Source organism: Pseudomonas sp. PDM18 (assembly GCF_014852585.1).
In the GTDB taxonomy this organism is placed as follows: Bacteria; Pseudomonadota; Gammaproteobacteria; order Pseudomonadales; family Pseudomonadaceae; genus Pseudomonas.
On the sequence record NZ_JACVBX010000009.1, the window covers coordinates 71,628 to 96,860 of the forward strand.

Sequence of the window (25,233 nt, forward strand, 5' to 3'; positions counted from 1 at the left end):
TACTCTCAGACCTTCAACCCCTGCCGAGAGTAAGCAAGATGAATGCGAAACAGCACGACACCCTGCTGGCGACACTGCAGGCCCGCTTCGAACAGCACCCCGAGCGCCACCAGGGCATCCACTGGGCGGACGTCCAGGCGCGCCTGAAGGAGGCCCCAGCCAAACTCAAGGCCCTGGAGCAGATGGAAGCCACCGGCGGCGAGCCCGACGTGGTCGGCCGCGAGAGCGCCAGCGGCGCCATCCTGTTCTTCGACTGCTCCGCCGAGACCCCGGCCGGCCGCCGCAGCCTGTGCTACGACCGCGAGGCGCTGGACGCCCGCAAGAAGGACAAGCCCGCCGGCTGCGCCACTGAGCTGGCCGCGCAGATCGGCATCGAGCTGCTGGACGAGGCGCAGTACCGCCAGTTGCAAGAGCTGGGCAGCTTCGATCAGAAGACTTCCAGCTGGCTGCGCACCCCCGGCTCCATGCGCAAACTGGACGGTGCGCTGTTCGGCGACCGCCGCTACGAGCGGGTCTTCACCTACCACAACGGCGTGCAGTCGTATTACGCGGCACGGGGCTTCCGTGGCGTGCTGAAGGTCTGACGAAAGGCTGGATGAAGTCCGTTTCTGAACGATTCCTGTACCGCCGCTGAACTTTCCCTGGGCCGCCCGACGGCCCTTGATACAAGTCAGGCGGATTCCTCCGAGTGGCGCGCAGCCTTGGCGCATCCCACTCGATGACGAGGAATCTTCCGTGAAAACCCCCGTCTGCCTTCTGCTCGCCAGCCTGCTCGTCGGTTGCGGCCCGACGCCTTCGGTGCCGGCCGACAGCGTGCGCCCGGTGAAGCTCTACAGCGTGCCCGCCGCGGCTGCCGAAGGTGTGCGTCAGTTCCCCGGCCAACTGGTGGCCTCGGATGAAGTCGACCTGTCCTTCCGCCTCGCCGGGCATCTCAAGACCCTGGCGGTGAAGACCGGCCAGCGCGTGGAGCGCGGCCAGCTGATCGCCGAGCTGGATGATGCCGACCTGCGCCTGCGCCTGCGTGACCGCGAAGCCACTTTCAACCTGGCCCGCGCCCAGTACCAGCGCGTCGCCACGCTCAACCAGCGGCAACTGGTGGCGCGCGCCGAACTGGACCAGCGCAAGGCCCAGTTGGACTCCGCCGAGGCCGCGCTGAAGCTGGCCCGCCAAGAGCTCGGTTACGCTCGCCTGACCGCGCCATTCGACGGCGTCATCGCCCAACTACCGGTGCAGAACCACCAGATGCTGCAACCCAAGCAGCCGGTGGCCATCCTGCAGTCCGCCGATACCTATGACGTGCAGTTCCAGCTGCCGGAAAGCCTGCTGGAGCGGGTCGACGGCGCCAGCTTGCGCAGCGACTACCAGCCCATCGTGCGCCTGGCCCGCGTGCCTGGCCGCGACTTCCCCGCGCAATACAAGGAGCACAGCACCCGCCCCGATCCGGCGACCCTGAGCTACACCGTCACCCTGACCCTGCAGCGGCCAAAGGACGTCACCCTGCTGCCGGGCATGAGCGCCACCGTCGAGGTGGACTTCGCCCAGCTCGGCCGCGACGCCCAGACCAGCCTGCGCATCCCGGTGGAAGCAGTGTTCAGCGCTGACGACGGCGCGCCGGGCCAGAGCCAGGTGTGGGTGGTGAAAGGTACTGGCGATGCGCTGCACGTCGAGCGCCGCGCGGTGCAGCTCGGCCAGCCGGGCGCCGAGGGCATCCAGATCCTTTCCGGGCTCGAGCCGGGTGAGCACATAGTCGCCGCCGGCACTGCCGAGCTGCGCGAAGGCCAGCGCGTGCGCCCATGGCAACGCGAACGGGGGCTGTGATGGACATCAGCGGCTATTTCATCCACAACAAGGTCAGCAGCTGGATCGTCATCCTCCTGCTGGCCCTAGGCGGCCTCTACGCGATCCTCGAGATCGGCCGCCTGGAAGACCCGGCCTTCACCGTGAAGACCGCCGTGGTCGCCACCCGCTATGCCGGCGCCTCGCCGCAACAGGTCGAGGAAGAGGTCACCTACCCGCTGGAAAACGCCATCCAGCAGCTGGCCTACGTCAACAAGCTCACCTCGATTTCCAGCGCCGGGCTGTCGCAGATCACCGTCAACGTGAAGCCGCAGTATCGCGCAGGCGAGCTGCCGCAGATCTGGGACGAGCTGCGGCGCAAGGTCAACGACCTCGCCCCGCATCTGCCGCCGGGCGCTTCGCCGCCGCAGGTGAACGATGATTTCGGCGACGTCTACGGCATCCTCCTGTCGCTGTCCGGCGACGGCTATCGCTACCAGGAACTGCGCGACTACGCCGACTATCTGCGCCGCGAACTGGTGCTGGTGCCGGGCGTGAGCAAGGTGGTGGTTTCCGGGCTGCAGGCCGAGCAGGTCCAGGTGGAGGTCTCGCGGGAGAAGATGAACGCCATGGGCGTGCCGCTGCAGCGTCTGGCGGACCTACTGAACCGGCAGAATGTGGTGTCCGACGCGGGCAGCCTGCGGGTCGGCAGCGAGAGCATCCGCCTGCACCCGACCGGCGAGTTCGCCGACGTCGGCGAGCTGGAGCGCCTGCTGGTCAGCGCGCCAGGCAGCGCCCAGTTGATCCGCCTAGCCGATATCGCCACGGTGAAGCGCGGCTTCACCGACACGCCCAGCCACCTCTGGCGCGCCGATGGCAAGCCGGCGCTGGCGCTGGGCATCGCCTTCGCCCCGCAGGTGAACGTGGTGAAAGTCGGCGACGCCGTGCACCAGCGCCTCGACCAACTGGAAAGCGAACGCCCGGCCGGCATGCAACTGACGCCCTTCTATGACCAGGCCGTGGAAGTGCATGGCGCGGTCAACGGCTTCCTGCTCAGCTTCGTCACCGCGTTGGCCATCGTCGTCGGTACGCTGCTGGTATTCATGGGCCTGCGCAGCGGGCTGGTGATCGCCGGGGTGCTGGCGCTCAACGTGCTGGGCAGCCTGCTGCTGATGTACCTGCTGGGCATCGAGTTGCAGCGCATCAGCCTCGGCGCGCTGATCATTTCCCTGTGCATGCTGGTGGACAACGCCATCGTCGTGGTCGAGGGCGTGCTGGTCGGCCGCCTGCGAGGCCAGGGCATCGACGCCGCGATCCGCCACATCGTCCGCCTCACTGCCCTGCCCCTGCTCGGCGCCACGGTGATCGCGGTGCTGGCCTTCGCCCCCATCGGCCTGTCCGCGGACTCCACCGGCGAATACTGCCGCTCGCTGTTCGACGTGCTGCTGGTGTCGCTGCTGCTCAGCTGGGTCACCGCCATGACCCTGGCGCCGCTGTTCGCCCGCTGGGCCTTCGCCAAAATGCCGGTGAAGGCGGACAGCGCCGAGCCGCACGCCGGCTGGCTGTACCGTGCCTACCGCAGCCTGCTGGAAGCCTGCCTGCGCCAGCGCGCGCTGACCCTCGGCGTACTCGCCGTGGCGCTGGCCGCCTCGCTGCTGGGCTTCTCCCAGGTGCGGCAGAACTTCTTCCCACCGGCCAACACGCCAATGTTCTTCGTCGACCTGTGGCTGCCCCAGGGCACCGCCATCGAGCACACCCGCGACCTGGCCGCCGAGATCGACCGGCACATCACCGCCCTGCCGGGCGTGGAGCGCACGGTCACCAGCATCGGCCAGGGCGCGCCGCGCTTCATCCTCACCTACGGCGCCGAGCGCCAGCACGCCAACTACGCCCAGGTGCTGGTGCGCACCGAGAACCGCGCGCAGATTCCGGGGCTGATCGCAGGCCTGCAGCACTACCTCGACGAGAACTACCCGCAGGTACAGACGGGGCTGAAACGCCTGATGTTCGGCCCATCCAACGGCAGCGCCATCGAAGTGCGCCTGACCGGCCCGGACCCGCAGAAGCTGCGCCGCCTCGGCGCGCAGGTGGGCGACATCCTCGCCGCCGACCCGGTGGCCACCGGCGTCAGCCACGACTGGCAGGCCCGTGCGCTGCTGGTCAGGCCGCAGTTCAATGAGGCCCGCGGCCGCGAGCTGGGCATCGACAAGCGCGACCTCGACAGCCTGCTGCGCATGAGCTTCAGCGGCCTGACCGTAGGCCTCTACCGCGACGGCACCCAGCAGATGCCGATCGTCGTGCGCGAACGCGACGTCGACGCCGGGCAGATCAACGACCTGATGCTGTGGAGCCCGGTGAGCCAGCGTTACCTGCCCATCGAGCAGGTGGTCGGCGGTTTCGACAGCGTCTGGGAGGACCCGCTGATCCTGCGCGAGGACCGCAAGCGCACGCTGACGGTGATGGCCGACGTCGCCCCGCAGAGCGGCGAGACCTCCTCGCAACTGCTGAATCGGGTGCGCCCGCAGATCGAGGCGCTGACCCTGCCGCCGGGCTACGAGCTGGCCTGGGGCGGCGACGTGGAAAGCTCCAGCGACGCCCGCAACGGCGTGCTCGGCAGCCTGCCCATGGCCTTCCTGGCGATGTTCATCATCACCGTGCTGATGTTCTCCTCGCCGCGCAAGGCGCTGCTGATCTGGCTGACCGTGCCGCTGGCGATGATCGGCGTGACCCTGGGCTTCCTGCTCACCGGCATCCCCTTCGGCTTCATGGCCCTGCTGGGGCTCCTGAGCCTGTCCGGCATGCTGGTGCGCAACGGCATCGTGCTGCTGGAAGAAGTGGACAACCTCGCCGAAAGCGGCCAGCCGCCCCGCGAGGCGCTGGTGAACGCTGCCTGCGCGAGGCTGCGGCCGATCTGCCTGACCGCGCTGACCACCATCCTCGGCCTGGCGCCGCTGCTGCTGGACGCCTTCTTCCAGAGCATGTCGGTGGTGATCATGTTCGGCCTGGGTTTCGCCACGCTGCTGACGCTGATCGTGCTGCCGGTGCTGTATGCCAGCGCCTACCGCCTCGGCGGTTCGAAGGGGGCTGCCCACTGATTTGGCAAGATCCGTGGGGTGACTGACGTTGCCGCCAGCGTCGGTCACCGCCACACTCGTGGCATCCAATGAACGAGCCTTGCCATGGAATCGCCACGCCGTATCGCCTGCCTGCTCTACCCCGAGGTCATGAGCCTGGACATCACCGGGCCGCTGCAGGTGTTCGCCTCCGCCAACGTCGAGCGCCAACGCCAAGGCCTGGCGCCGCTCTACGAGCTGCTGGTGCTGGGCGAACAGGCCGGGCCGGTGGCGACCTCGGCTGGCATCCGCATCTGCGCCGACCAGGCGTGGCGCGAAGTCGATCCCTCGAGCCTGGACACCCTGCTGGTGCCCGGCGGGTTGGGCGTACCGGAACAATGCGGGAACAGCGAGCTGCTGCACTGGCTGGCAGCCGCCGAACCCCAGGTGCGCCGCCTCGGCTCGGTGTGCTCCGGTGCGCTGATCCTCGCCGCCGCCGGCGTGCTCAATGGCCGCCCGGCCACCACGCATTGGGCGGATGTCGACGAACTGTGCGCCGGCTTCCCCGAAGTCCTGGTCCAGGGCGACCGTCTGCACACCTACGACCCGCAGCGCCGCGACGGCGACGATCACGTGTTCACCTCGGCGGGCGTCACCGCCGGTATCGACCTTGCCCTGGCGCTGGTGGAGACCGACCTCGGTCGCGCGCTGGCCCTGGCGGTCGCACGGCGACTGGTGATGTTTCTCAAGCGCCCCGGCGGACAGGCGCAGTTCAGCCACTGGCTGACCCCGGAGCCGACCCGCACGCCGCGCCTGGCCGCGCTGCTGGAATGGATACCGGCGCACCTGGGCACCGACCTGTCGCTGGAAGCCCTGGCCGAGCAGGCCTGCATGAGCCCGCGCACGCTCTCGCGGGTATTCATCAACGAACTGGGCATGGGGCCCGGCCGCTACGTCGAACGGGTGCGCCTGGAAGCGGCGCGGGCGCTGCTGCAGGACGCCCAGGCGTCGATCAGCACGGTGTCGCGGCTGTGCGGTTTCGGTCATCCGGAAAACCTGCGCCGCACCTTCCACAAGCACCTGGCGATCAGCCCGCAGGAATACGCCGAGCGCTTCGGCCAGTTGCACTGACAATGACAACCACCCAAAGGAACATCGCCATGCTCGAACTCCGCCCCGGCTGCGAGTGCTGCGACCGCGACCTGCCCGGCGACAGCGCCGACGCCCGCATCTGCAGCTTCGAATGCACCTTCTGCACCGACTGCGCCGAGCAGGTGCTGAAAGGCCAATGCCCGAACTGCGGCGGTGAGCTGGTGCCGCGTCCGCGCCGGCCGCTGGCGAAGCTGGCGGCCAATCCGGCCTCGACCCAGCGGGTGCTCAAGCCCAACGGCTGCCAGGACTGAGGACGGACCATGCTGCTGCGCACCCCGGCAATCCGCCTGCTGTTCACCAGCCAGGCGCTGTACTGGTCCTGCTCGCTGATCGGTATCACCCTCACCTCGCTGGTGGGCGCCCAGCTCGCTCCACTCAACAGCCTGGCCACGCTGCCCCTGGCGATCCTGGTGCTGGGCAATCTGCTGGCGGTGCAGCCGCTGTCGCTGTTCATGCAGCGCCACGGGCGCCGGCGCGGCCTGCTGCTGGGCGCCGCCTGCGGCGTGCTCGGCGGCCTGCTCTGCGCGCTGGGGGTGTGGCTGGCGGATTTCCTGCTGTTCTGTCTCGGCGCGCTGCCCATCGGCGCGTACCAGGCCTCGGCGATGTACTACCGCTTTGCCGCGCTGGAGGCGGTCGATGAAACCCACAAGGGCCGTGCGACGGCCTATGTGATCGGCGGCGGCGTGCTCGCGGCACTGCTGGCGCCGAGCCTGGCACTGTGGTCACGCAACGCCCTGCCCGCTCCCTTCGTGGGTTCCTACCTGGCGATTGCCGCGCTGGCGCTGGTCGCCATCGCGGTGCTCAGTCGCTTGCCGGAGGGTGCGGCGCCCGCGCCATCCACCGGCGGCTGGAAGGTGATGCGCGAACTGCTGTCGCGCCCAGCGGTCCGCGCGGCCATGGCCTGCACCGCCGCCGGCCATGGGCTGATGATCCTGATCATGAACGCCACGCCGCTGGCGATGAGCTTCTGCGGGCTGCCGCTGGAGCGCTCGGTGAGCGTGATTCAGTGGCACGTGCTGGGGATGTTCCTGCCCGCCTTCGTCGCCGGTCCGCTGGTGGACAGGTTGGGCGGACGCCGCGTGGCATGGGTAGGCATGGCGCTGCTGGCGGTGAGCGCCGCGGTGGCCCTGAGCGGTCAGTCGGTAGCGCAGTTCCTGGTCAGCTCGCTGCTGCTGGGTATGGGCTGGAACTTGATGCTGGTGGCGGGCACCACGCTGCTTGCCTTTGGCCACACGCCACAGGAGCGCGGCCATGCCCAAGGCCTGATGGAGCTGGGCAATGGCAGCCTGGCGGCGCTGATGTCCTTCAGCTCCGGCGCGCTGATCACCAGCGTCGGCTGGAGCGCGGTGAACCTGCTGGTATGGCCGGTGCTGCTGGTGGCGCTGGTGATGGTCTGGTCGGGACGGCGGGAGTTAGCGCAGGCCTGATAGCTCCTGCGCCTATGCGGTTCGCGAGCAAGAACTAGGCGTCCCCCTCGCTCCTACAGGTCGGGTTCGCGCTTTTCGTAGGAGCGAGCTTGCTCGCGAACCTTGGCCACAATGGCGGATAACGCCTGGGGCGTTATGCGCCCTACGATTTGGCCCTGCGGTGAAAACAACCCCAACAAAAAAGGCGACTCGAAGGTCGCCTTTTTGCTGCCGGACGCCAACTCAGTAGTAGGCGTTCTCGCGGTTGCTGTGGTCGGTGACGTCACGCACGCCTTTCAGCTCCGGGATGCGCTCGATCAGGGTCTTTTCGACGCCATCCTTCAGGGTCATCTCGACCGCGCCGCAGCCCTGGCAACCACCGCCGAAACGCAGCACGGCGATGTTGTCCTCGACCACGTCCACCAGGCTTACCTGGCCGCCGTGGCTGGCAAGCCCTGGGTTGATCTCGGTCTGCAGGTAGTAGTTGATGCGCTCGGTGAGCGGGCTGTCTTCGTTGACCATCGGCACCTTGGCGTTGGGCGCCTTGATGGTCAGCTGGCCGCCCATGCGGTCGGTGGCGTAATCGACCACGGCGTCGTCCAGGAACGGCTCGCTGATGGCGTCGATGTAGGCGGTGAAGGCTTTCAGGCCGACCGGGGTGTCTTCCGGCTTCTGCTCGCCCGGCTTGCAATAGGCGATGCAGGTTTCGGCGTACTGGGTGCCCGGCTGGGTGATGAAGATGCGAATGCCGATGCCGGGAGTGTCCTGCTTGGACAGCAGCTCGGCCAGGTAATCCTGTGCGGCTTCGGTGATGGTGATAGCGCTCATGGCAACTCCTCGCAAACGTGGCGCCAGTTTACGCCATTCGGGGGGACGGGATAAAGCCCTACCGTTTTAGTAGGAATAATTCGCAGCTGTGGATTTCGCAACACATCCTGCAGGAGCGGCCCTTTTCTAGATAATCACGGGCGCTCCCGCAGGGGGCGAGAGGATCAGAGGTTCTCGTAGCGGTTCATGTCCAGCACGCCCGCTTCCACCGGCTCGGTTTCGCGCAGGTAAGCATCCAGGTCGTGGAAGTAGAACCAGAACTGCGGATGGCTGCGGCGTATGCCCCAGCGGTCGGCGACCTTCTCGAAGTCCGCGGCGCTCTTCACCTGCTCCAGCGCGGCGACGAAATCGCTCACCTCGGCGGCCTTCAGGTTGAACATGAAGTTCGGGTAACTCGACAGCACGCCGGGGTAGATGGTCAGCGTGTCCAGCCCTGGCTGGTAGCGCAGGGATTCACCCGTGATAAAAGCGACGTTGCTGTGCGCTCGGTTGCGCAGCACCGTGTAGATCTCTCGCTGCCCGCCCGGCAGTTCCACACGCAGGATCGTTGCCTCCGGGAACTGGTCGATCACCGGAAGCCCCGCGGCAGGACGGCTGACCAGCCGGCTGAAGGCCTGCTCGGCATCCTGCAGCGGCGCGGCGACGGTGTTGCGGTAGCAGGCGCCGTTCTCGCACAGGTTGATCGGGTCGGGCCGCGCATTGAGCGCCACGTAGTTCTTCAGCAACTGCCTGGCGAAGGCCAGCTTGGCGCCCTTCTCCGGCAGGAACAGCCCGGTCGGCTCATCACTGTCGTTGTTGTAGTAGTCGGCCCACATCTTCAGCTTGCCGCTGCTCTGGTACCAGTCGTCGAGCAGCTTCCTGCGTGCACCGACGGGCATCAGGCGCAGGAAGTTCTGCTCGGCGCCGTTGCGGATCAGGTCGAAGTACAGTCGTGTCTGCGCCTGGTGGGCAACGTTGCCGAACACATCGAAGTTCACCACCAGCCCGTAGTAGGTGCGCTCCAGCAGCGGATAGTCCAGCCACCAGATGGTCTGCGGCACGCCGCCGATCAGGCCCTTGCGCACCGACGCGCTGTCGTACTGGCGGAAGATGCTCAGCACCGCGTTGTCGTTGCCGGCCCAGATGTCGGCCCAGGTCGGCGGCGGCGCATCGTCATAGACGTCCTGGCGCAGTTCTTCGTACTTGTTGCGCTTGTCGCGGTAGGAACGCCACTGCGACAGCATGGCGCCCATGTCATCGATCTGCCCTGGCAACGCCAGCAGCGGCGAGGCCTGGCGCTGGAATTTCGGGTCGGTGACGTAGAGGTCGTGGTCCGGATCCTGGAACAGCGCCCAGAAGTTGTCGCGGATCACGTCGGTGGCGATCTGCCCGCGGCACACCGGCCCGCGTATGAAGGTGCGGACGAAGTACTCGGCGTTGTCCAGCATGAACTGGTAGCGCGCCCGCGCCGGGATCGCCTCGAAGGTCACGAAGGGGTTTGCGCGGTGCTGCAGGCCGTAGCCGGGAACCTTGTCGGTGTTCCAGTTGGTACCGTAGAACAACTCCTGGTTGCGCTTGAGGCGCGAGTCATTGAGAGGATAGGTGATGTGGGTCTTGTGCACGATCACGCCCTGGATGGGCCACAAGCGGTAATAGAAGGTATTGCCCGGATCGTCGTTCGGCCGGCGCGTGGCGATCGGGTCGATGGGCTGGCCGCTGGGCGTGCGCGAACGCACCAGCTGGAAGAAATGCCCCGGCTCGCCGCGCTCGGTGAAGTACAGGTGAGCGAGGAACAGGTGCTCGTAGATCCAGCGCTGCACCAGGCTCTGGCGCGCTCCGGGCTGGTTGAGGAAGGCTTCCCAGTCGGCGATCTGCGCAGCTTCGCCAGCGCTTGGCTGCCAGGCGTTTTCGTCTACCGGCGCGCCCTGGGCCAGCCAGGTCTTGATGGTCTTGAGCTGCCTGTCGCTCAGGCCGGTAACGGCGAAAGGCATGCCGCTGCGCGGGTTCTTGGCCACGAAGTCGTCGATGGACTCGGGCGTCGGGCACTGGTTGGTGCGGTTGATCGACAGGTCCAGCCCGTCGGGAATCTTCGCGTTGGGCACCAGGGGGTGCTCACGTCCCAAGTCGATCATCCGTGCCATCAGCGCCGCCTGGCTGCCGCGGCCGTCGAGCACCGACCAGAAGTCCTTGCGCCGCCAGGCATCCGCGCCGTGGGCATCGAGGAACAGCCTCGTCGGATCCTGCGCCTTGCTGCGTCCACCGTCGTAGACCGGCAGCTTGTTCGCTCCGCGCTGCGCACCTTCAGCGGCCGTCAGGTTGAGCTGGCAAGGCGAGTCGTAGCAGGCGTGGCAGGCCACGCATTTCTCGGTGAAGATCGGCTGGATGTCCTTGGTGTAGGACAGCCCTCCCGCCAGGGCCTGCATCGAAAACACAAGGGACGCGATGAGCAACGTGAAGCGGGCTCGCAGGGACATGAAGGACTCCGGACATCAGGATGGAGCGGATTCTAGCGGGAGTGCCGGCGCAATGCGCTCCAACCAAAGACTGAACATGAGGAATTTTCATGTAAAACCGCGCGCGGTCAAATTTCCTGCAGCTTTGTTATCATCAGCGACCTTTCGTCACGCCTTTTTCCGAGAACTCCAATGATCGACCGTGCCGCACGCCTGCAAGCCCTCCAGCAAGCCCTCAAGGAGCGCATCCTGATCCTCGATGGCGGCATGGGCACCATGATCCAGAGCTATAAGCTGCAGGAAGAGGACTACCGTGGCGCGCGCTTCGCCGACTGGCCGAGCGACGTGAAGGGCAACAACGACCTGCTGCTGCTCAGCCGCCCGGACGTCATCCAGGCCATCGAGAAGGCTTATCTCGACGCTGGCGCCGACATCCTCGAAACCAACACCTTCAACGCCACCCGCGTGTCCCAGGCCGACTACGACATGCAGGAACTGGCCTACGAGATGAACGTCGAGGGCGCGCGCCTGGCCCGTGAAGTGGCCGACGCCAAGACCGCCGAAACCCCGGACCGCCCGCGCTTCGTCGCCGGCGTCCTCGGCCCGACCAGCCGTACCTGCTCGATCTCCCCGGACGTCAACGACCCCGGTTTCCGCAACGTCACCTTCGACGAACTGGTGGAGAACTACAGCGAATCCACTCGCGGCCTGATCGAGGGCGGCGCGGACCTGATCCTGATCGAGACCATCTTCGACACCCTCAATGCCAAGGCCGCGATCTTCGCCGTACAGGGCGTCTATGAGGAACTGGGCGTCGAGTTGCCGATCATGATTTCCGGCACCATCACCGACGCCTCCGGCCGTACCCTGTCGGGCCAGACTACCGAAGCCTTCTGGAACTCGGTGAGCCACGCCAAGCCGATCTCCGTCGGCCTGAACTGCGCCCTCGGCGCCAAAGAGCTGCGCCCCTACCTGGAAGAGCTGGCCACCAAGGCCGGCACCCACGTCTCCGCGCACCCCAACGCCGGCCTGCCCAACGCCTTCGGCGAATACGACGAGTCCCCGGCGGAAATGGCCGTGGTCGTGGAAGAGTTCGCCGCGTCGGGCTTCCTCAACATTATCGGCGGTTGCTGCGGCACCACGCCTGGGCACATCGAAGCCATCGCCAAGGCCGTAGCCAAGTACACCCCGCGCGCCATTCCGGAAATCCCCCGCGCCTGCCGCCTGTCCGGCCTTGAGCCGTTCACCATCGACCGCAGCTCGCTGTTCGTGAACGTCGGCGAGCGCACCAACATCACCGGTTCGGCCAAGTTCGCTCGCCTCATTCGCGAGGAGAACTACGCCGAAGCGCTGGAAGTGGCGCAGCAGCAGGTGGAAGCGGGCGCCCAGGTGATCGACATCAACATGGACGAGGGCATGCTGGATTCGAAGGCCGCCATGGTCCGATTCCTCAACCTGATCGCCTCCGAGCCGGACATTTCCCGCGTGCCGATCATGATCGACTCCTCGAAGTGGGACGTGATCGAGGCAGGCCTGAAGTGCATCCAGGGCAAGGGCATCGTCAACTCGATCTCCATGAAGGAAGGTGTCGAGCAGTTCAAGCACCACGCCCGCCTGTGCAAGCGTTATGGCGCTGCGGTGGTGGTAATGGCCTTCGACGAAGCCGGCCAGGCCGACACCCAGGCGCGCAAGGAAGAAATCTGCCAGCGCTCCTACGACATCCTGGTCAACGAAGTGGGCTTCCCGCCGGAAGACATCATCTTCGACCCGAACATCTTCGCGGTCGCCACCGGCATCGAGGAACACAACAACTACGCGGTCGACTTCATCGAGGCCTGCGCCTACATCCGCGACAACCTCCCCTACGCCCTGACTTCGGGCGGGGTGTCCAACGTGTCGTTCTCGTTCCGCGGCAACAACCCGGTGCGCGAAGCGATCCACTCGGTATTCCTCTACTACGCCATCCAGAACGGCCTGACGATGGGCATCGTCAACGCCGGCCAGCTGGAGATCTATGACGAGATCCCGCAGGAACTGCGCGACAAGGTCGAGGACGTGGTGCTCAACCGCAGCCCGGACGCCACCGAGGCGCTGTTGGCCATCGCCGACAATTACAAGGGCGGCGGCGCGGTCAAGGAAGTGGAAGACGAAGAGTGGCGCAGCCACAGCGTCGAGAAGCGCCTGGAGCACGCACTGGTCAAGGGCATCACCACCTTCATCGTCGAGGACACCGAGGAGTGCCGGCAGAAGTGCGCGCGCCCCATCGAGGTCATCGAAGGCCCGCTGATGAACGGCATGAACGTGGTCGGCGACCTGTTCGGCGCCGGCAAGATGTTCCTCCCGCAGGTAGTGAAGTCCGCCCGCGTGATGAAGCAGGCGGTGGCCCACCTGATCCCCTTCATCGAAGCCGAGAAAGGCGACAAGCCCGAGGCCAAGGGCAAGATCCTCATGGCCACGGTGAAGGGCGACGTGCACGACATCGGCAAGAACATCGTCGGCGTGGTGCTGGGCTGCAACGGCTATGACATCGTCGACCTGGGCGTGATGGTCCCGGCCGAGAAGATCCTGCAGACCGCCCGCGAGCAGAAGTGCGACATCATCGGGCTCTCCGGCCTGATCACCCCGTCGCTGGATGAGATGGTTCACGTCGCCAAGGAAATGCAGCGGCAGAACTTCCACCTGCCCCTGCTGATCGGTGGCGCCACCACTTCCAAGGCGCACACCGCGGTGAAGATCGATCCGCAGTACAGCAACGACGCCGTGGTCTACGTCACCGACGCCTCCCGTGCGGTAGGCGTGGCGACCACCCTGCTGTCGAAGGAAATGAAGCCCGAGTACACCCGCAAGCTGCGCGAGGAGTACGCGGAAGTCCGCGAGCGCACCGCCAACCGCAGCGCGCGCACCGAACGCCTGACCTACGAACAGGCCATCGCCGCCAAGCCGAAGTTCGACTGGGCCGGCTACCAGCCGCCGGTGCCGAGCTTCACCGGCGTCAAGGTGCTGGATGACATCGATCTGAACGTGCTGGCCGAATACATCGACTGGACGCCCTTCTTCATCTCCTGGGACCTGGCCGGCAAGTACCCGCGCATCCTCACCGACGAAGTCGTCGGCGAAGCGGCGACCAGCCTGTTCAACGACGCCCAGGCGATGCTGAAGAAGCTGATCGGCGAGAAGCTCATTCGCGCCAAGGCCGTCTTCGGCTTCTGGCCAGCCAACCAGGTGCACCACGACGACCTGGAAGTCTACGGTGACGATGGCCACAAGCTGGCTACCCTGCACCACCTGCGCCAGCAGACCATCAAGCCCGACGGCAAGCCCAACTTCAGCCTGGCCGACTTCGTCGCGCCGAAGGACAGCGGCGTGAAGGACTACGTCGGCGGCTTCATCACCACCGCCGGCATCGGCGCCGAGGAAGTGGCCAAGGCCTACGAGGCCAAGGGCGACGACTATAACGCGATCATGGTCAAGGCCCTGGCCGACCGCCTCGCCGAAGCCTGCGCCGAGTGGCTGCACCAGCGCGTGCGCAAGGAATACTGGGGCTACCAGCCCGAGGAGCACCTGGACAACGAGGCGCTGATCAAGGAGCAGTACGTCGGTATCCGCCCGGCGCCCGGCTACCCGGCCTGCCCGGACCACACCGAGAAAGGCACACTGTTCACGCTGCTCGATCCGAAGGGCATCTCCGGCGTGACCCTGACCGAGCACTACGCCATGTTCCCCGCCGCCGCCGTCAGCGGCTGGTACTTCGCCCACCCGCAGGCGCAATACTTCGCCGTGGGCAAGGTCGACAAGGACCAGATCGAACGCTACAGCGCGCGCAAGGACCAGGAAATCACCACCAGCGAGCGCTGGCTCTCGCCGAATCTGGGCTACGACAACTGAGCAACCCATGTCGCGACCGGGCCCACCCGGCGCGACATCCTCGTCAGGGCTTTCCACTGCCCGGGCAAAACCTTCGCTGCACTTGCGCCGCAGATGCGGGATAATCCCGCCATCCTGGGTACCCCTGGGCCACAACGGATCGAAGCCGGCCACCCGCCAGGCTTCCGCTGACGAGAGCAATACGAATGAAATACCTCACCCCCGAACAGATGGCCAAACCGCGCAAGCGCCGCCTGCTGAAGAAACTGCGCCTGGCCGAGTTCCAGGAGTTCGGCTTCAGCCTGGAAGTGAACTACAGCGGCGACCTGGATGACGTGCTCGACCAGTGGATCGCCTTCGTCGAGTCCGAGGGCTGGGTCTTCGTCGGCGGCGCCACCGAAGATGGAGAGTTCACCGGCTACCTGTGCCTGAACGCCGTCGGCAGCCTGACCGAGGCCGACCGCGAAACCACCCGCCTGTGGCTGGAAAAACAGTCTTGGGCAAAGTCCTTCGAACTGGGCGAGCTGAGCGACTGCTGGCACGGCCTGTTCGAATAAGAGCGACTACAAGGCGACCCACGGGTCGCCTTGTTGTTTTGCATGCCGGGGCTTTCCGTCCGGCGCGACAATCGATGGAATCGCACGATGCGATCAAAGATTCCTTTGTCATATGGTTGTCAGTCATTCCTCGCTCTGCGAACCTGCCCCGATCCGAACAGGGAGCGGGTTGCATGGAACACATCGCCATCATCGGCAGCGGATTCTGCGGTACAGCACTGGCCATCCAGTTGCTGCGAAATGCCAGGGGCCCACTGCGCCTCAGCCTGATCAACCGTTCCGGGCGTCTTGCCCGCGGCCTGGCCTACGGTACCCGCTCCGCCAGCCACATCCTCAATGTGCCGGCCGAACGCATGAGCCTGTTCCCCGATCGGCCATCGGACTTCCTCGAATTCGCTCGAAAACAAATGCCCGAGGCGAAACCAAGCGACTTCCTGCCCCGCCGCTTCTACGGCGACTATCTGCAGGACCGTCTCGGCCACGCCATCGCCGAAGCCGCTCCCGGCGTCCGTTTCAGCAGCCACTGCCAGCAAGTGCTGGAACTGTCCGATCAAGGCGATCACCTGCGCCTGCTGCTTGATGACGGCCAGCCGCTGGACAGCGCGAAAGTCGTCATCGCTACCGGCAACTTCGCCCCGGCCACTCCCGGCCCGCTCAAGGTGCTGGAAGACGATCCACGCTACCTGCGTGATCCATGGACGCCAGGCGCCCTGGCAAGCATTCCGGCCGATGCCGAGATACTGCTGCTGGGGGCCGGCCTGACCATGTACGACATGGCGCTGGCGCTGCAGGACCAGGGCCATCGCGGCCCGCTGCGGGCTCTCTCCCGCCGCGCACTGCTGCCCCAGGCGCACCGTGACAACGCGAGCCATCCGCAATTGCCGGAGCTGCCGGAGGCATTCCTGCGTGAAATGGGGTTGAACCAGCGACTTCGCAGCCTGCGCGTTCTAATCCGTCAGGCAGCCGCAGACGGCCACGATTGGCGCGACGTGATCGCCGCACTGCGCCCGGTCACGTCACAACTCTGGCAGGTACTGGATGACCGCGAGCGCAGCCGATTCCTGCGGCATCTGCAGCCGTACTGGGATGTTCACCGTCACCGCGCCGCGCCGCCCGTGGCCCAGCGCATCAATGACCTGCGCGACAGCGGTCAACTGAGCGTTCGGGCAGGCCGCGTATTGTCAGCGAGTAAGGCGCAAGGAGGCATCGAGCTGGAAATCCGCCAACGCGGGACCGATAAGTCGCAGCGGCAACGCTTCGATTACCTGATCAACTGCACCGGCCCCTGTACCAACCTGCGCACCGTGAACGAACCAATGCTCAATGGACTGCTGGAGCACGGCGTGATCCGCCAGGACAAGCAAGGACTGGGGTTGGATACCGACAGCGGCTTTCGCCTGCTGGACGCCGAGGGCACGGCCAACCCGAACCTTTACCTGCTCAGCCCTATGCTGCGCGCCAGCCACTGGGAAGCAACCGCCGTACCTGAGTTGCGCAACTACGCGGCTCGCCTAGCCGAGTTGCTGCTGGCCTGAAACGCGACTGGCCCGCAAAGGGCCAGTCGGGTACGACGAAGACGGGCAGACCTCCCCGTCCGCCTGTCGATCACGCGAGGCTCAGATCGCCATCTGCCCCTCCACCTCCTGCAGCTTGCGCCGAGCCAGGGCGAGGTTGGCTTTCACCTTGTCCAGCACGTAGTACATGAACACGCCTTCGTGCTTCGCCATTGGGCGGATGATGTGGTACTGGCGGCCGAGGGTGATGAGGATGTCCTCGATCACATCATTGAGCGCCAGCGACTTCATGGTCTTGAGCTTGGCGCGGACCACTTCGGTGTTGCCGGCCGCCGCCAGTTCCAGGTCCACGCCACCACCCGCCTGCCCGAGCAGCATGCCGCTCTTGGCATCCACCACGGCCGACGCCAGGGCACCATCCAGGTTCAGCAGTTCGTCCAGCGATTGTTGCAGTGCTGCCATAGCGATAACTCCTCGAGTGCGCGTCCTGTTGTAGGGGCCCCGCAGCCGCGCGCGCCGCGACGCCTTTTGTCTCAGCCGGCCAGCGACAGATCCGCCAGCCGTGTTGCCATACGTTTTGCCTGGTAGAGCACCTGGCCGAGCATCTCCTCGCGGTCGGCGACCAGGTTGAGGATCATCGGGTGGCTCGGGTGCGGGATATCGACGATGACGATGTAGCCTTCGCTCGCCTCGACGATCACGTTCTGGTGCGGCCCGACTTCGCTCTCCTGGCCGACCATCGCGCCGAGGGCGGAGATCGAGCAGGCCATTGCCGCCAGCTTGGAAACCTCCAGCCCCTTGCCGGCGCGGGAGGCCACTTCGAAACCATCGGTGGTGGCAATCACCGCCGCGCTCAGCCGGCCCAGGCTGGCGCCCAGTTCATCCAGCGCCCGCTCGGCGTCGTGGCGCAGTCTTTCCGGCAGGCTCATCAGGGCTTGTTCCATGATTGACTCCAGTCGGTGGCGAACATCAGGCCTCAGGCCGCCGTGCATTCCAGTTGCAGCAGGAGCAGGTCAAGCAGCAGCCGCACCTGCTCGGCTTCGCGTACGTCTACCTCGATCACCGGGAAGCTGTATCCGGCCTGCGCCAGGGCGGCCGCATAGTCGTCCAAGCCCGGATGGGGATTGCCCGGCAGGCGGCCCACACCGATCACACAGGGCGCGCGGCCGATGCAATCGGCGAAACCATCGAGGTAGACGCGCAGGTCGCCCAGCGGGTCGGGCCTTGAGTTGTCGATCAGGATTACCAGCCCGAGCGCACCTCGGGCGAGGATTCCCCACATGAAGGCGAAGCGGGCCTGGCCGGGAGTGCCGTACAGGCGCAGGCGCTCGTCCGTGCCAAGCACCACTTCGCCGTAGTCCAGGCCGACGGTGGTGCGCGCCTTGTCCAGGCTCGGGTCGTTGTTCTGCACATCGGTGCTGACCGGCTCGATATCGCTGAACGCGGCGATGGCTGTGGTCTTGCCGGCGCCCATCGTGCCGGTGAAAAGGATCTTGTATTCCCTCATCGGCCATCCTCCATAGCACCACCCAGGCCAAGATGACGACGGATGCGCGCCAGCAGGCCGATGGGCGCAGTGGTTTGCTGCGCAGGTGCAACAGGCATGGCCTCGGTGTGCTGAAGCAGCTCCCGGGCGCCCATCAGGCGAACGAAGCTCTCCGCCACCTGGCGCGACACGCCCGAGCGCTCGCACAACTCATCCAGGCTCATGGCCCGCGCGCAGAGCAGCGTGGCCAGGCGCACATAACGATGATCTCCCTTGAGCAGGGAGGCCGCCGGCCAATGCTTCAGGCGCAACGCTCCGCCGGGAGTCTCCACCGGCCGGTGGCCAATGGCGCGAGCGGCTCGCTCCAGGCAGTCGAAGACTTCACTGGCGCGTAACGGCCAGTGCACCCAGAAGGGTTCACCCTCCGCGATGCGCAACTGCACCCGTGGCTCGCCTTCCTCACCCTCCACCAGCAGGTCGGCCGGACCGTCGACATAGGCCCAGTTGGCCAGCGTGCGGCCGCTGAGCAGCCCGACGATGGACTTGAACACCACCTGATCCCGCAACGACATCCGGGCGAACCCGTAGGTATATTGAACCTGATACGGCTGATTCATCGGCGCGCTCCCTTTGGCCAACAAACACCATCAACCTGCACGGGTTGATCAGGAGGCTCACCGGGACGTTGGAAGATGCCGAGCGCAAGCTCGCAGAAGGCGCGGACGAACATCCGGCCTGCTTGGCAACCCCGCGGTCATGGCCCTTCCGGGCTGTAGATCGGTGGCTTTGCGTCCCTGGCTTTCGCACAGGTTTGCCCTGGTCAATTGAATCTCAGCGTAGTACGCCGATTTCGTTCGCCAAGGCGAAAAATCGTGATACACCTCACACAAATATCGGAAATATCGCCGGAACAACTTCGCAATATTCGTAGGCATATTCCGTTCTAAAAGGGGGCATGAAACGCCCCCTTCGGCTAGGATTTCCTACAGCGGAGTCCCACCGGCACGGGCCCGCCGGATGTCCAGAACAGGCCGGAGCTCACTGCCCAGAGACGCCATGCTAGAGCGCCAGCGGTTCCAGAATATTCTCAGCCTGGGCTTGCCGATCATCGGCGGGATGCTCAGTCAGAGCCTGCTTAACCTGGTGGATGCGGCCATGGTCGGCCACCTCGGGGAAAAGTCCCTCGCCGGGGTCGGTATCGGCAGCTACGCCAACTTCGTCGCCATCTCGCTGGTGATGGGCCTGGGCGCAGGCGTGCAGGCACTGGTGGCGCGCCGGCGGGGTGAAGGCCGCAACGCCGAGCTCGCCGCTCCGTTGAACTGCGGGCTGCTGGTGGCGCTGGGCCTATCGCTGCCGATAACGCTGATCTGCCTGTTGTTCGCCGAGCCAATCGTCCGCGCGCTGTCCAACGATCCCGAAGTGCTCGCGGTTGGTATCCCGTACTTCGAATGGCGTGCCTTGTCGGTGCTTGCCGTCGGCCTCAATTTCTCATTCCGCGGCTACTGGAACGGCACTCGCCGCTCGGGCATGTACATGCGCACCCTGGTGGTGATGCACCTGGCTAACGCGACTATCAGCTACAGCCTGATCCATGGCCTGTTCGGCCTGCCACGGATGGGCGCGGTGGGCAGCGGCCTGGGCACCACGCTGGCGCTGTACCTCGGCTCGCTGATATACACCTGGATCACCTGGCGCGACGCCCGAGCCCAGGGCTTTCACCCGCACCCACCAAGCGAAAGGGACATCCGCACTCTGCTGCGCCTGTCGCTGCCAAACTCGTTGCAGCAGTTCTTCTTCGCCGCGGGCATCACCCTGCTGTTCTGGATCATCGCCCAGGTCGGCACTCGCGAGTTGGCGGTGGCCCACGTGCTGATCAACCTCGCGCTATTCCTGATCCTGCCTGGCGTCGGCCTGGGGATGGCGGCGACCACGCTGGTCAGCCAGAGCATGGGCGAGCGCGACTTCGACAGCGCGCACCGCTGGGGCTGGGACGTGGTGAAGGTGGCGGCCTGCGGCCTGGCGCTGCTGGGCGCCCCGTTCTGGATTTTCCCCGAAACCATCCTGCGGCTGTTTGTAAGCGACCACGCGCTGATCGAACTGGGCCGCGTGCCACTGATGCTGACCGGCATGGGCATGGTGATCGATGCCACCGCGCTGGTGCTGACCCAGGCGCTGCTGGGCGCGGGCGCCGTGCGCACGGTGATGGCGGTCAGCCTGGGTAATCAATGGCTGTTCTTCCTGCCGCTGGCCTACCTGGTCGGCCCGGTGCTGGGCGGCGGGCTGCTGGCGATCTGGAGCATGCAGATACTGCAGCGCGGGCTGGCCTCGGCGATCTTCGCGGTGATGTGGCAGAAACGCCAGTGGACGCAGATCGAACTCTAGCGTTCGCTCCGTCAGGCGCTAGGCTTGCAGGCAAAAAGGAGGACCACCGATGGACGAGCAACAGAATAAGCCGCCAAGCTTCTGGCAGATGCTCCACAGCGTGCTGGCCGCGGCCTTCGGCGTACAGAGCGGGCGCAATCGCGCGCGCGATTTCACCCACGGCAAGCCCAGTCATTTCATCGCCATGGGCATTCTCTTCACGCTGGTCTTCGCGCTGCTGCTCTACGGGCTGGTGCAGTTGGTGCTGCATTTCGCCGGGCTGTAGGAAAGCCGGCTGAAAGATGAGGTACCGGGCGGGCCGCAGGACGACCCGCCGGCACCGCTGTCACTGGTGGCTGACCCAGAACACGGCGGTCGCGACCACCAGCAGGATCAGAATGAATGCGGCGCGGGCATCGACGACGCTGTCGCTGGTCTTGTTGGACGTTTCTTCGCTCATGCTTCCCCCATCTTCTCGTTATTGGCTGAAGGACCACAGGCAAGAGTTAAGACCAGCCCGGCCCGCTGCTCAAGGAACTGCCCCTTTCCGCCGCTGCGCAAATGCCGTTAGGCTGCTGGCTCCATAAGAACAAGCGAGTGGATGAAGCACGTGGAATCACTGCAAGACACTGTCGCGCCGGAAGGCGTCTGCTATGGCTGCGGAGGCAGCAACCCGCACGGACTGCACATCAAGAGCCGCTGGCACGAGGACGGCATCCACGTCGTTGCCGAGCACCTGCCCGAAGCCAAGTACTGCGGCTGGCCGGAACTGGTCTACGGCGGCCTGATCGCCATGCTGGTGGACTGCCACTCGAACTGGACTGCCATGGCCCACCACTACCGCGCCGAAGGCCGAGAGCCGGGCAGTCTGCCGCGCATCGACTGCGTGACCGGCAACCTGGGCGTCAAATACATCAAACCGACGCCCATGGGCGTGCCGCTGACCCTGAAGGCTTATGTAGAAGGTGAAGTCGGGCGCAAGAGCCGGATTATCTGCGAGGTCTACGCCGGGGATGTGCTGACTTGCGTCGGCGACTCGATCTTCGTCCGCGTCGACACCTCGCAGTTGCGTGACGCCGCCCACGGCCGCGATGCCTGATCGACTCCCGTTGCGCCGCCGTCGATAGCCAGGCAGCGCAACCGAGGAACTGACGCCCTGCTTCAAGTCCCCGTCCCGCTTGAGTTTCAGGCCTGGCGCGACTTATACCCGAAAGTTCTCGCCATATACTCAAACATCACTTTTGCGCATATTCCCGAACTGGTATCGTGCGCCCCACTCCGCGTGGAGCGCGTTGCCGTGCGCGCTGGGATACGCAATACGCCCTGAGCGCTATAGCCTGACAGCAGGATGATTCATGTACGTATATGACGAATACGATCAGAGGATCGTAGAAGATCGCGTCAAGCAGTTCCGCGATCAGACCCACCGTTACCTGGCGGGCGAACTGACCGGCGAGGAATTCCGCCCGCTGCGTCTGCAGAATGGCCTGTACATCCAGCGCTACGCGCCCATGCTCCGAGTGGCTGTGCCTTACGGCCTGCTGTCCTCCCGGCAGGTTCGCAAGCTGGCGCAGATCGCCCGCGACTACGACAAGGGCTACGCGCACATCAGCACCCGCCAGAACGTCCAGTACAACTGGCCGGAACTGGAAGATGTGCCGGAAATCCTCGCGGAGCTGGCCACCGTGCAGATGCATGCGATCCAGACCAGCGGCAACTGCATCCGCAACACCACCACCGACCAGTTCGCCGGCGTCGCCCGCGATGAACTCGTGGACCCGCGCCCCTGGTGCGAGATCATCCGCCAGTGGTCGACCTTCCACCCCGAATTCGCCCACCTGCCGCGCAAGTTCAAGATCGCCGTCAACGGCGCCGTGAGTGACCGCGCGGCCATCGAGGTGCACGACATCGGCCTGGAAGCGGTGCAGAACGAAGCCGGCGAGCTGGGCTTCCGCGTCTCCGTCGGTGGCGGCCTGGGCCGTACTCCGATCGTCGGCAGCTTCATCAATGAATTCCTGCCCTGGCAGCACCTGCTGTCCTACCTGGACGCCATCCTGCGCGTGTACAACCGCTATGGCCGTCGGGACAACAAGTACAAGGCGCGCATCAAGATCCTGGTCAAGGCGCTGACGCCGGAAGTCTTCGCCCAGAAGGTCGACGCAGAATGGGCGAACCTGAAGGACGGCCCGAGCACCCTGACCGACGCCGAACTGCAGCGCGTGGCTGCTCACTTCGTCGATCCGGCCTACCAGGCCCTGGAAGACCAGGACGCCGCCCTCGCCCAGCTGGACGCCGAGAACCCCGGCTTCGCCCGCTGGCGCACCCGCAACACCTTCGCCCACAAGAAACCCGGCTACGTCGCCGTGACCCTGTCGCTCAAGCCCACCGGCGTGGCGCCTGGCGACATCACCGACAAGCAGCTGGACGCAGTCGCCGACCTCGCCGACCGCTACAGCTTCGGCGAAGTGCGCAACAGCCATAACCAGAACATCATCCTCGCCGACGTCGAGCAGGCGCAGCTCTTCACCCTCTGGGGCGAACTGCGCGAGAACGGTTTCGCCACCCCGAACGTGGGCCTGCTCACCGACCTCATCTGCTGCCCGGGCGGTGATTTCTGCTCCCTGGCCAACGCCAAGTCGCTGCCGGTAGCCGAAGCCATCCAACGTCGCTTCGATGACCTTGACTACCTGTTCGACATCGGCGACCTCGACCTCAACATCTCCGGCTGCATGAACGCCTGTGGCCACCACCACGTTGGCCACATCGGCATCCTCGGCGTGGACAAGAAGGGCGAGGAGTTCTACCAGGTCTCCCTCGGCGGCAGCGCCAGCCGTGAGGCGAGCCTCGCGCAGATCCTCGGCCCGTCGTTCGCCCAGGACCAGATGGCCGACGTGATCGAGAAGATCATCAACGTCTACGTGGAACAGCGCACCGAAGAGGAACGCTTCCTCGATACCTACCGTCGCATCGGCATCGACCCCTTCAAGGAGCGCGTATATGCAGCGAATCATTAAGAACCGTGAGGTCGTCGACGATCGCTGGCACCTGCTGCCCAAGGACGCGACCCTCGAGACCGTGCCCAACTGCGACGACGTGATCATCCCGCTGAACCTGTGGCTGGAACACGGCCCAGCCCTGCGCGGCCGTGACGGCGGCCTGGGCGTATGGCTGGACGCGGACGAAGAGCCCGAGGCCATCGCCGGCGACCTGGACAACTTCAGGGTAATCGCCGTGAACTTCCCCGCCTTCACCGACGGTCGCGGCTTCAGCACCGCGCGCCTGCTGCGCGAGCGCTTCGGCTACAAGGGCGAAGTGCGCGCCATCGGCGACGTGCTGCGTGATCAGCTGTTCTTCATGCAAAGCTGCGGTTTCGACGCCTATGCCATCCGCGCCGACCGCGACCCGCAAGCGGCGCTGGCCGGCCTGGACGACTTCTCCGAGGTCTACCAGACCTCGGTGACCCAGCCGCAACCGCTGTTCCGTCGCCGTCAGCTCGCCTGATTAAGCGACAGGAAAAAGCCCCGCACTGCGGGGCTTTTTCATTTCTGCTCGGCACGTTTCTCGTAGGGCGCATAACGCGCCAGCGTTATCCGCCATTAACTAGTAGGACGGCGGATAACCTGTTCCACGTTATTCGCCCTACGATCACGTAGTGACCTTCAAGCTCGCACGCTCTCCCACGCGATCTGAGCCAGTTGCTCGCGGCACTCGATCAGATCCACCCGCGTGCGCCCGGCCAGCCAGTTGCGCGCGTAGTCCTGGCTCGGACCGATCACCACCGAATTGAACAATTCCGGCGCGAGCTCCTTGAATGCGCCGGCCTTGCGGTGCTCGGAAAGCAGCCCGGCAATGCGCCGCCCCTGCTCGCGGTTGGCCTCGCGCAACGCCTCGCCCACCTCTCCCGCCTCGACACGGCCGCGGCTGTGCAGAATGAAACGCGCCCAGTTCGGATTGGCCGCCACCCAGTCGACGTAGCTGGTGACGAACAGCTTCACGCAGGCCTCCGCGCTCATCCCCTCCTCGACTCCAGCGTCCAGCAGCGCCGCGTACTGGCCAACGCCCGTGAGGTACAGCGCGCCGATGATCCGCTCCTTGTTGCCGTAATGGTGATAGAGGCTGCCGATGCTGGCGCCGGAGCGGTCGCGGATCATCTCGATGGTGGTGGCGTCTACGCCGGATTCACTGAAGCAGGCGAGCGCGGCCTGGAGGATGTCGTCTTTACGGGAAGGTCGGGCCATGGGGGTCCTGATTCGGGAATTGGGTCCAGAAAGTAATTCTAGAATATTTTTCTAGAATTACTTTCTAATCTTCGTATACTGCCTGGGCGCGCATCCTTCTTCAATCCGCTTTATCCCGGAGTTGCCATGAGTCAGATGATGCAAATGTACCAGCAGGCCGGCCCCGCGCAGTTCAGCGCCATGATCGGCCAGGTAGCCCCCTACTTCGCCAGCATCGCGCCGCTGTTCGTCGAGCTGCGTCCGGGCTATGCAGAAGTCACCTTCCCCAAACGCCGCGAAGTGCTCAATCACATCGGCACCGTGCACGCCATTGCCCTGTGCAATGCGGCCGAGCTGGCCGCAGGAACCATGACCGACGTGTCGATCCCCAAAGGCCGGCGCTGGATTCCCCGCGGCATGACCGTGGAATACCTGGCCAAGGCCGAGGGCGATGTGCGCGCCGTGGCCGACGGTCAAGCGATCGACTGGAACCAGGAAGGCGACGTCATCGTCCCGGTGCTCGCCTACGTCGGTGACAAGAAGGTCTTCCGCGCCGACATCACCATGTACATCAGCCAGGCCTGAGG

At 65.5% G+C, this 25,233-nt stretch carries 22 protein-coding genes and 1 riboswitch; of the genes, 15 read left to right on the plus strand and 7 right to left on the minus strand.

Going from position 1 to position 25,233, the window contains the following annotated elements:
* The first annotated feature begins 38 nt into the window (after positions 1–38).
* The 6 genes from IB274_RS18665 to IB274_RS18690 all read left to right on the plus strand — a co-directional run bounded on the left by IB274_RS18665 (position 39) and on the right by IB274_RS18690 (position 7,408).
* Complete coding sequence (locus IB274_RS18665; RefSeq protein ID WP_192433577.1) at positions 39–584, plus strand: DUF4256 domain-containing protein; 546 nt, start codon at positions 39–41, stop codon at positions 582–584.
* Positions 585–735: 151 nt separating this feature from the next.
* The gene (locus IB274_RS18670; protein WP_192433579.1) at positions 736–1,818 is read left to right on the plus strand and encodes an efflux RND transporter periplasmic adaptor subunit; all 1,083 of its coding nucleotides are present in this window, start codon (positions 736–738) and stop codon (positions 1,816–1,818) included.
* A complete protein-coding gene (locus IB274_RS18675) occupies positions 1,818–4,871 on the plus strand; it encodes an efflux RND transporter permease subunit (protein ID WP_192433581.1) in 3,054 nt (1,017 codons plus the stop codon). The genes IB274_RS18670 and IB274_RS18675 overlap by 1 nt, the downstream gene beginning before the upstream one ends.
* Before the next feature lie 84 nt (positions 4,872–4,955).
* Positions 4,956–5,960: a GlxA family transcriptional regulator gene (locus IB274_RS18680; RefSeq protein WP_192433584.1), complete on the plus strand. Its 1,005-nt coding sequence runs from the start codon at positions 4,956–4,958 to the stop codon at positions 5,958–5,960.
* A gap of 29 nt (positions 5,961–5,989) precedes the next feature.
* Positions 5,990–6,232: a DUF1272 domain-containing protein gene (locus IB274_RS18685; RefSeq protein ID WP_192433586.1), complete on the plus strand. Its 243-nt coding sequence runs from the start codon at positions 5,990–5,992 to the stop codon at positions 6,230–6,232.
* Positions 6,233–6,241: 9 nt separating this feature from the next.
* Positions 6,242–7,408, plus strand: coding sequence for an MFS transporter (locus IB274_RS18690; protein WP_192433588.1), 1,167 nt, complete (start codon positions 6,242–6,244; stop codon positions 7,406–7,408).
* Positions 7,409–7,630: 222 nt separating this feature from the next.
* Here the strand turns inward: IB274_RS18690 and nfuA are convergent, their stop codons facing one another.
* Both nfuA and IB274_RS18700 read right to left on the minus strand, forming a co-directional pair.
* Positions 7,631–8,215 (minus strand): Fe-S biogenesis protein NfuA, encoded by a 585-nt coding sequence (gene nfuA / locus IB274_RS18695; protein ID WP_184597512.1) that lies wholly within the window; start codon positions 8,213–8,215, stop codon positions 7,631–7,633.
* A 164-nt stretch (positions 8,216–8,379) separates the two neighbouring features.
* Positions 8,380–10,617 carry a fatty acid cis/trans isomerase gene (locus IB274_RS18700; protein ID WP_225614934.1) on the minus strand — a complete coding sequence of 746 codons (2,238 nt, stop codon included), beginning with the start codon at positions 10,615–10,617 and terminating at the stop codon, positions 8,380–8,382.
* A gap of 222 nt (positions 10,618–10,839) precedes the next feature.
* Between IB274_RS18700 and metH the strand changes: the two genes are divergently transcribed.
* The 3 genes from metH (at position 10,840) to IB274_RS18715 (ending at position 16,603) form a co-directional block, all read left to right on the plus strand.
* The gene (metH, locus tag IB274_RS18705) at positions 10,840–14,532 is read left to right on the plus strand and encodes a methionine synthase (protein ID WP_192433592.1); all 3,693 of its coding nucleotides are present in this window, start codon (positions 10,840–10,842) and stop codon (positions 14,530–14,532) included.
* A 185-nt stretch (positions 14,533–14,717) separates the two neighbouring features.
* Positions 14,718–15,068 carry a 50S ribosome-binding protein YggL gene (locus tag IB274_RS18710; RefSeq protein WP_081516557.1) on the plus strand — a complete coding sequence of 117 codons (351 nt, stop codon included), beginning with the start codon at positions 14,718–14,720 and terminating at the stop codon, positions 15,066–15,068.
* Between the two features lie 173 nt (positions 15,069–15,241).
* Positions 15,242–16,603, plus strand: a complete 1,362-nt coding sequence (locus IB274_RS18715) for an FAD/NAD(P)-binding protein (RefSeq protein ID WP_192433594.1) — start codon at positions 15,242–15,244, stop codon at positions 16,601–16,603.
* An 81-nt stretch (positions 16,604–16,684) separates the two neighbouring features.
* On the opposite strand, the gene IB274_RS18720 is transcribed toward IB274_RS18715, so the two are convergent.
* From IB274_RS18720 to IB274_RS18735, 4 genes are all read right to left on the minus strand, one after another.
* The gene (locus IB274_RS18720; RefSeq protein ID WP_024763315.1) at positions 16,685–17,044 is read right to left on the minus strand and encodes a hypothetical protein; all 360 of its coding nucleotides are present in this window, start codon (positions 17,042–17,044) and stop codon (positions 16,685–16,687) included.
* A gap of 71 nt (positions 17,045–17,115) precedes the next feature.
* Positions 17,116–17,526: a roadblock/LC7 domain-containing protein gene (locus IB274_RS18725; protein WP_192433596.1), complete on the minus strand. Its 411-nt coding sequence runs from the start codon at positions 17,524–17,526 to the stop codon at positions 17,116–17,118.
* Between the two features lie 32 nt (positions 17,527–17,558).
* The gene (locus IB274_RS18730; protein ID WP_192433598.1) at positions 17,559–18,089 is read right to left on the minus strand and encodes a GTP-binding protein; all 531 of its coding nucleotides are present in this window, start codon (positions 18,087–18,089) and stop codon (positions 17,559–17,561) included.
* A complete protein-coding gene (locus IB274_RS18735; RefSeq protein WP_192433600.1) occupies positions 18,086–18,685 on the minus strand; it encodes a hypothetical protein in 600 nt (199 codons plus the stop codon). Before IB274_RS18735 ends, IB274_RS18730 begins: the two co-directional genes overlap by 4 nt.
* 121 nt (positions 18,686–18,806) lie before the next feature.
* Positions 18,807–18,894: riboswitch (cyclic di-GMP riboswitch) on the minus strand.
* A gap of 230 nt (positions 18,895–19,124) precedes the next feature.
* On the opposite strand from IB274_RS18735, the gene IB274_RS18740 reads away from it, so the two are divergent.
* From IB274_RS18740 to IB274_RS18760, 5 genes are all read left to right on the plus strand, one after another.
* The gene (locus tag IB274_RS18740; protein WP_192433602.1) at positions 19,125–20,450 is read left to right on the plus strand and encodes an MATE family efflux transporter; all 1,326 of its coding nucleotides are present in this window, start codon (positions 19,125–19,127) and stop codon (positions 20,448–20,450) included.
* Between the two features lie 49 nt (positions 20,451–20,499).
* Positions 20,500–20,715, plus strand: coding sequence for a DUF2970 domain-containing protein (locus IB274_RS18745; RefSeq protein ID WP_192433604.1), 216 nt, complete (start codon positions 20,500–20,502; stop codon positions 20,713–20,715).
* A 315-nt stretch (positions 20,716–21,030) separates the two neighbouring features.
* Positions 21,031–21,528: a PaaI family thioesterase gene (locus IB274_RS18750; protein ID WP_192433606.1), complete on the plus strand. Its 498-nt coding sequence runs from the start codon at positions 21,031–21,033 to the stop codon at positions 21,526–21,528.
* A gap of 256 nt (positions 21,529–21,784) precedes the next feature.
* A complete protein-coding gene (locus IB274_RS18755) occupies positions 21,785–23,443 on the plus strand; it encodes a nitrite/sulfite reductase (protein WP_192433608.1) in 1,659 nt (552 codons plus the stop codon).
* The gene (locus tag IB274_RS18760) at positions 23,427–23,930 is read left to right on the plus strand and encodes a DUF934 domain-containing protein (RefSeq protein WP_192433610.1); all 504 of its coding nucleotides are present in this window, start codon (positions 23,427–23,429) and stop codon (positions 23,928–23,930) included. The genes IB274_RS18755 and IB274_RS18760 overlap by 17 nt, the downstream gene beginning before the upstream one ends.
* Positions 23,931–24,088: 158 nt before the next feature.
* On the opposite strand, the gene IB274_RS18765 is transcribed toward IB274_RS18760, so the two are convergent.
* Complete coding sequence (locus tag IB274_RS18765; protein WP_192433612.1) at positions 24,089–24,667, minus strand: TetR/AcrR family transcriptional regulator; 579 nt, start codon at positions 24,665–24,667, stop codon at positions 24,089–24,091.
* A 126-nt stretch (positions 24,668–24,793) separates the two neighbouring features.
* Here IB274_RS18765 and IB274_RS18770 point away from each other — a divergent pair, with 126 nt between their 5' ends.
* Complete coding sequence (locus IB274_RS18770) at positions 24,794–25,231, plus strand: hotdog fold domain-containing protein (RefSeq protein ID WP_192433614.1); 438 nt, start codon at positions 24,794–24,796, stop codon at positions 25,229–25,231.
* Positions 25,232–25,233 lie beyond the last annotated feature (2 nt).

Coding starts and splice junctions, on each gene's coding strand:
- IB274_RS18665 (WP_192433577.1), top strand. CDS start 39: ATGAATGCGAAACAGCACGACACCCTGCTGGCGACACTGCAGGCCCGC.
- IB274_RS18675 (WP_192433581.1), top strand. CDS start 1,818: ATGGACATCAGCGGCTATTTCATCCACAACAAGGTCAGCAGCTGGATC.
- IB274_RS18680 (WP_192433584.1), top strand. CDS start 4,956: ATGGAATCGCCACGCCGTATCGCCTGCCTGCTCTACCCCGAGGTCATG.
- IB274_RS18685 (WP_192433586.1), top strand. CDS start 5,990: ATGCTCGAACTCCGCCCCGGCTGCGAGTGCTGCGACCGCGACCTGCCC.
- IB274_RS18690 (WP_192433588.1), top strand. CDS start 6,242: ATGCTGCTGCGCACCCCGGCAATCCGCCTGCTGTTCACCAGCCAGGCG.
- nfuA (WP_184597512.1), bottom strand. CDS start 8,215: ATGAGCGCTATCACCATCACCGAAGCCGCACAGGATTACCTGGCCGAG.
- IB274_RS18700 (WP_225614934.1), bottom strand. CDS start 10,617: ATGCAGGCCCTGGCGGGAGGGCTGTCCTACACCAAGGACATCCAGCCG.
- metH (WP_192433592.1), top strand. CDS start 10,840: ATGATCGACCGTGCCGCACGCCTGCAAGCCCTCCAGCAAGCCCTCAAG.
- IB274_RS18710 (WP_081516557.1), top strand. CDS start 14,718: ATGAAATACCTCACCCCCGAACAGATGGCCAAACCGCGCAAGCGCCGC.
- IB274_RS18715 (WP_192433594.1), top strand. CDS start 15,242: ATGGAACACATCGCCATCATCGGCAGCGGATTCTGCGGTACAGCACTG.
- IB274_RS18720 (WP_024763315.1), bottom strand. CDS start 17,044: ATGGCAGCACTGCAACAATCGCTGGACGAACTGCTGAACCTGGATGGT.
- IB274_RS18725 (WP_192433596.1), bottom strand. CDS start 17,526: ATGGAACAAGCCCTGATGAGCCTGCCGGAAAGACTGCGCCACGACGCC.
- IB274_RS18730 (WP_192433598.1), bottom strand. CDS start 18,089: ATGAGGGAATACAAGATCCTTTTCACCGGCACGATGGGCGCCGGCAAG.
- IB274_RS18735 (WP_192433600.1), bottom strand. CDS start 18,685: ATGAATCAGCCGTATCAGGTTCAATATACCTACGGGTTCGCCCGGATG.
- IB274_RS18740 (WP_192433602.1), top strand. CDS start 19,125: ATGCTAGAGCGCCAGCGGTTCCAGAATATTCTCAGCCTGGGCTTGCCG.
- IB274_RS18745 (WP_192433604.1), top strand. CDS start 20,500: ATGGACGAGCAACAGAATAAGCCGCCAAGCTTCTGGCAGATGCTCCAC.
- IB274_RS18750 (WP_192433606.1), top strand. CDS start 21,031: ATGAAGCACGTGGAATCACTGCAAGACACTGTCGCGCCGGAAGGCGTC.
- IB274_RS18755 (WP_192433608.1), top strand. CDS start 21,785: ATGTACGTATATGACGAATACGATCAGAGGATCGTAGAAGATCGCGTC.
- IB274_RS18760 (WP_192433610.1), top strand. CDS start 23,427: ATGCAGCGAATCATTAAGAACCGTGAGGTCGTCGACGATCGCTGGCAC.
- IB274_RS18765 (WP_192433612.1), bottom strand. CDS start 24,667: ATGGCCCGACCTTCCCGTAAAGACGACATCCTCCAGGCCGCGCTCGCC.
- IB274_RS18770 (WP_192433614.1), top strand. CDS start 24,794: ATGAGTCAGATGATGCAAATGTACCAGCAGGCCGGCCCCGCGCAGTTC.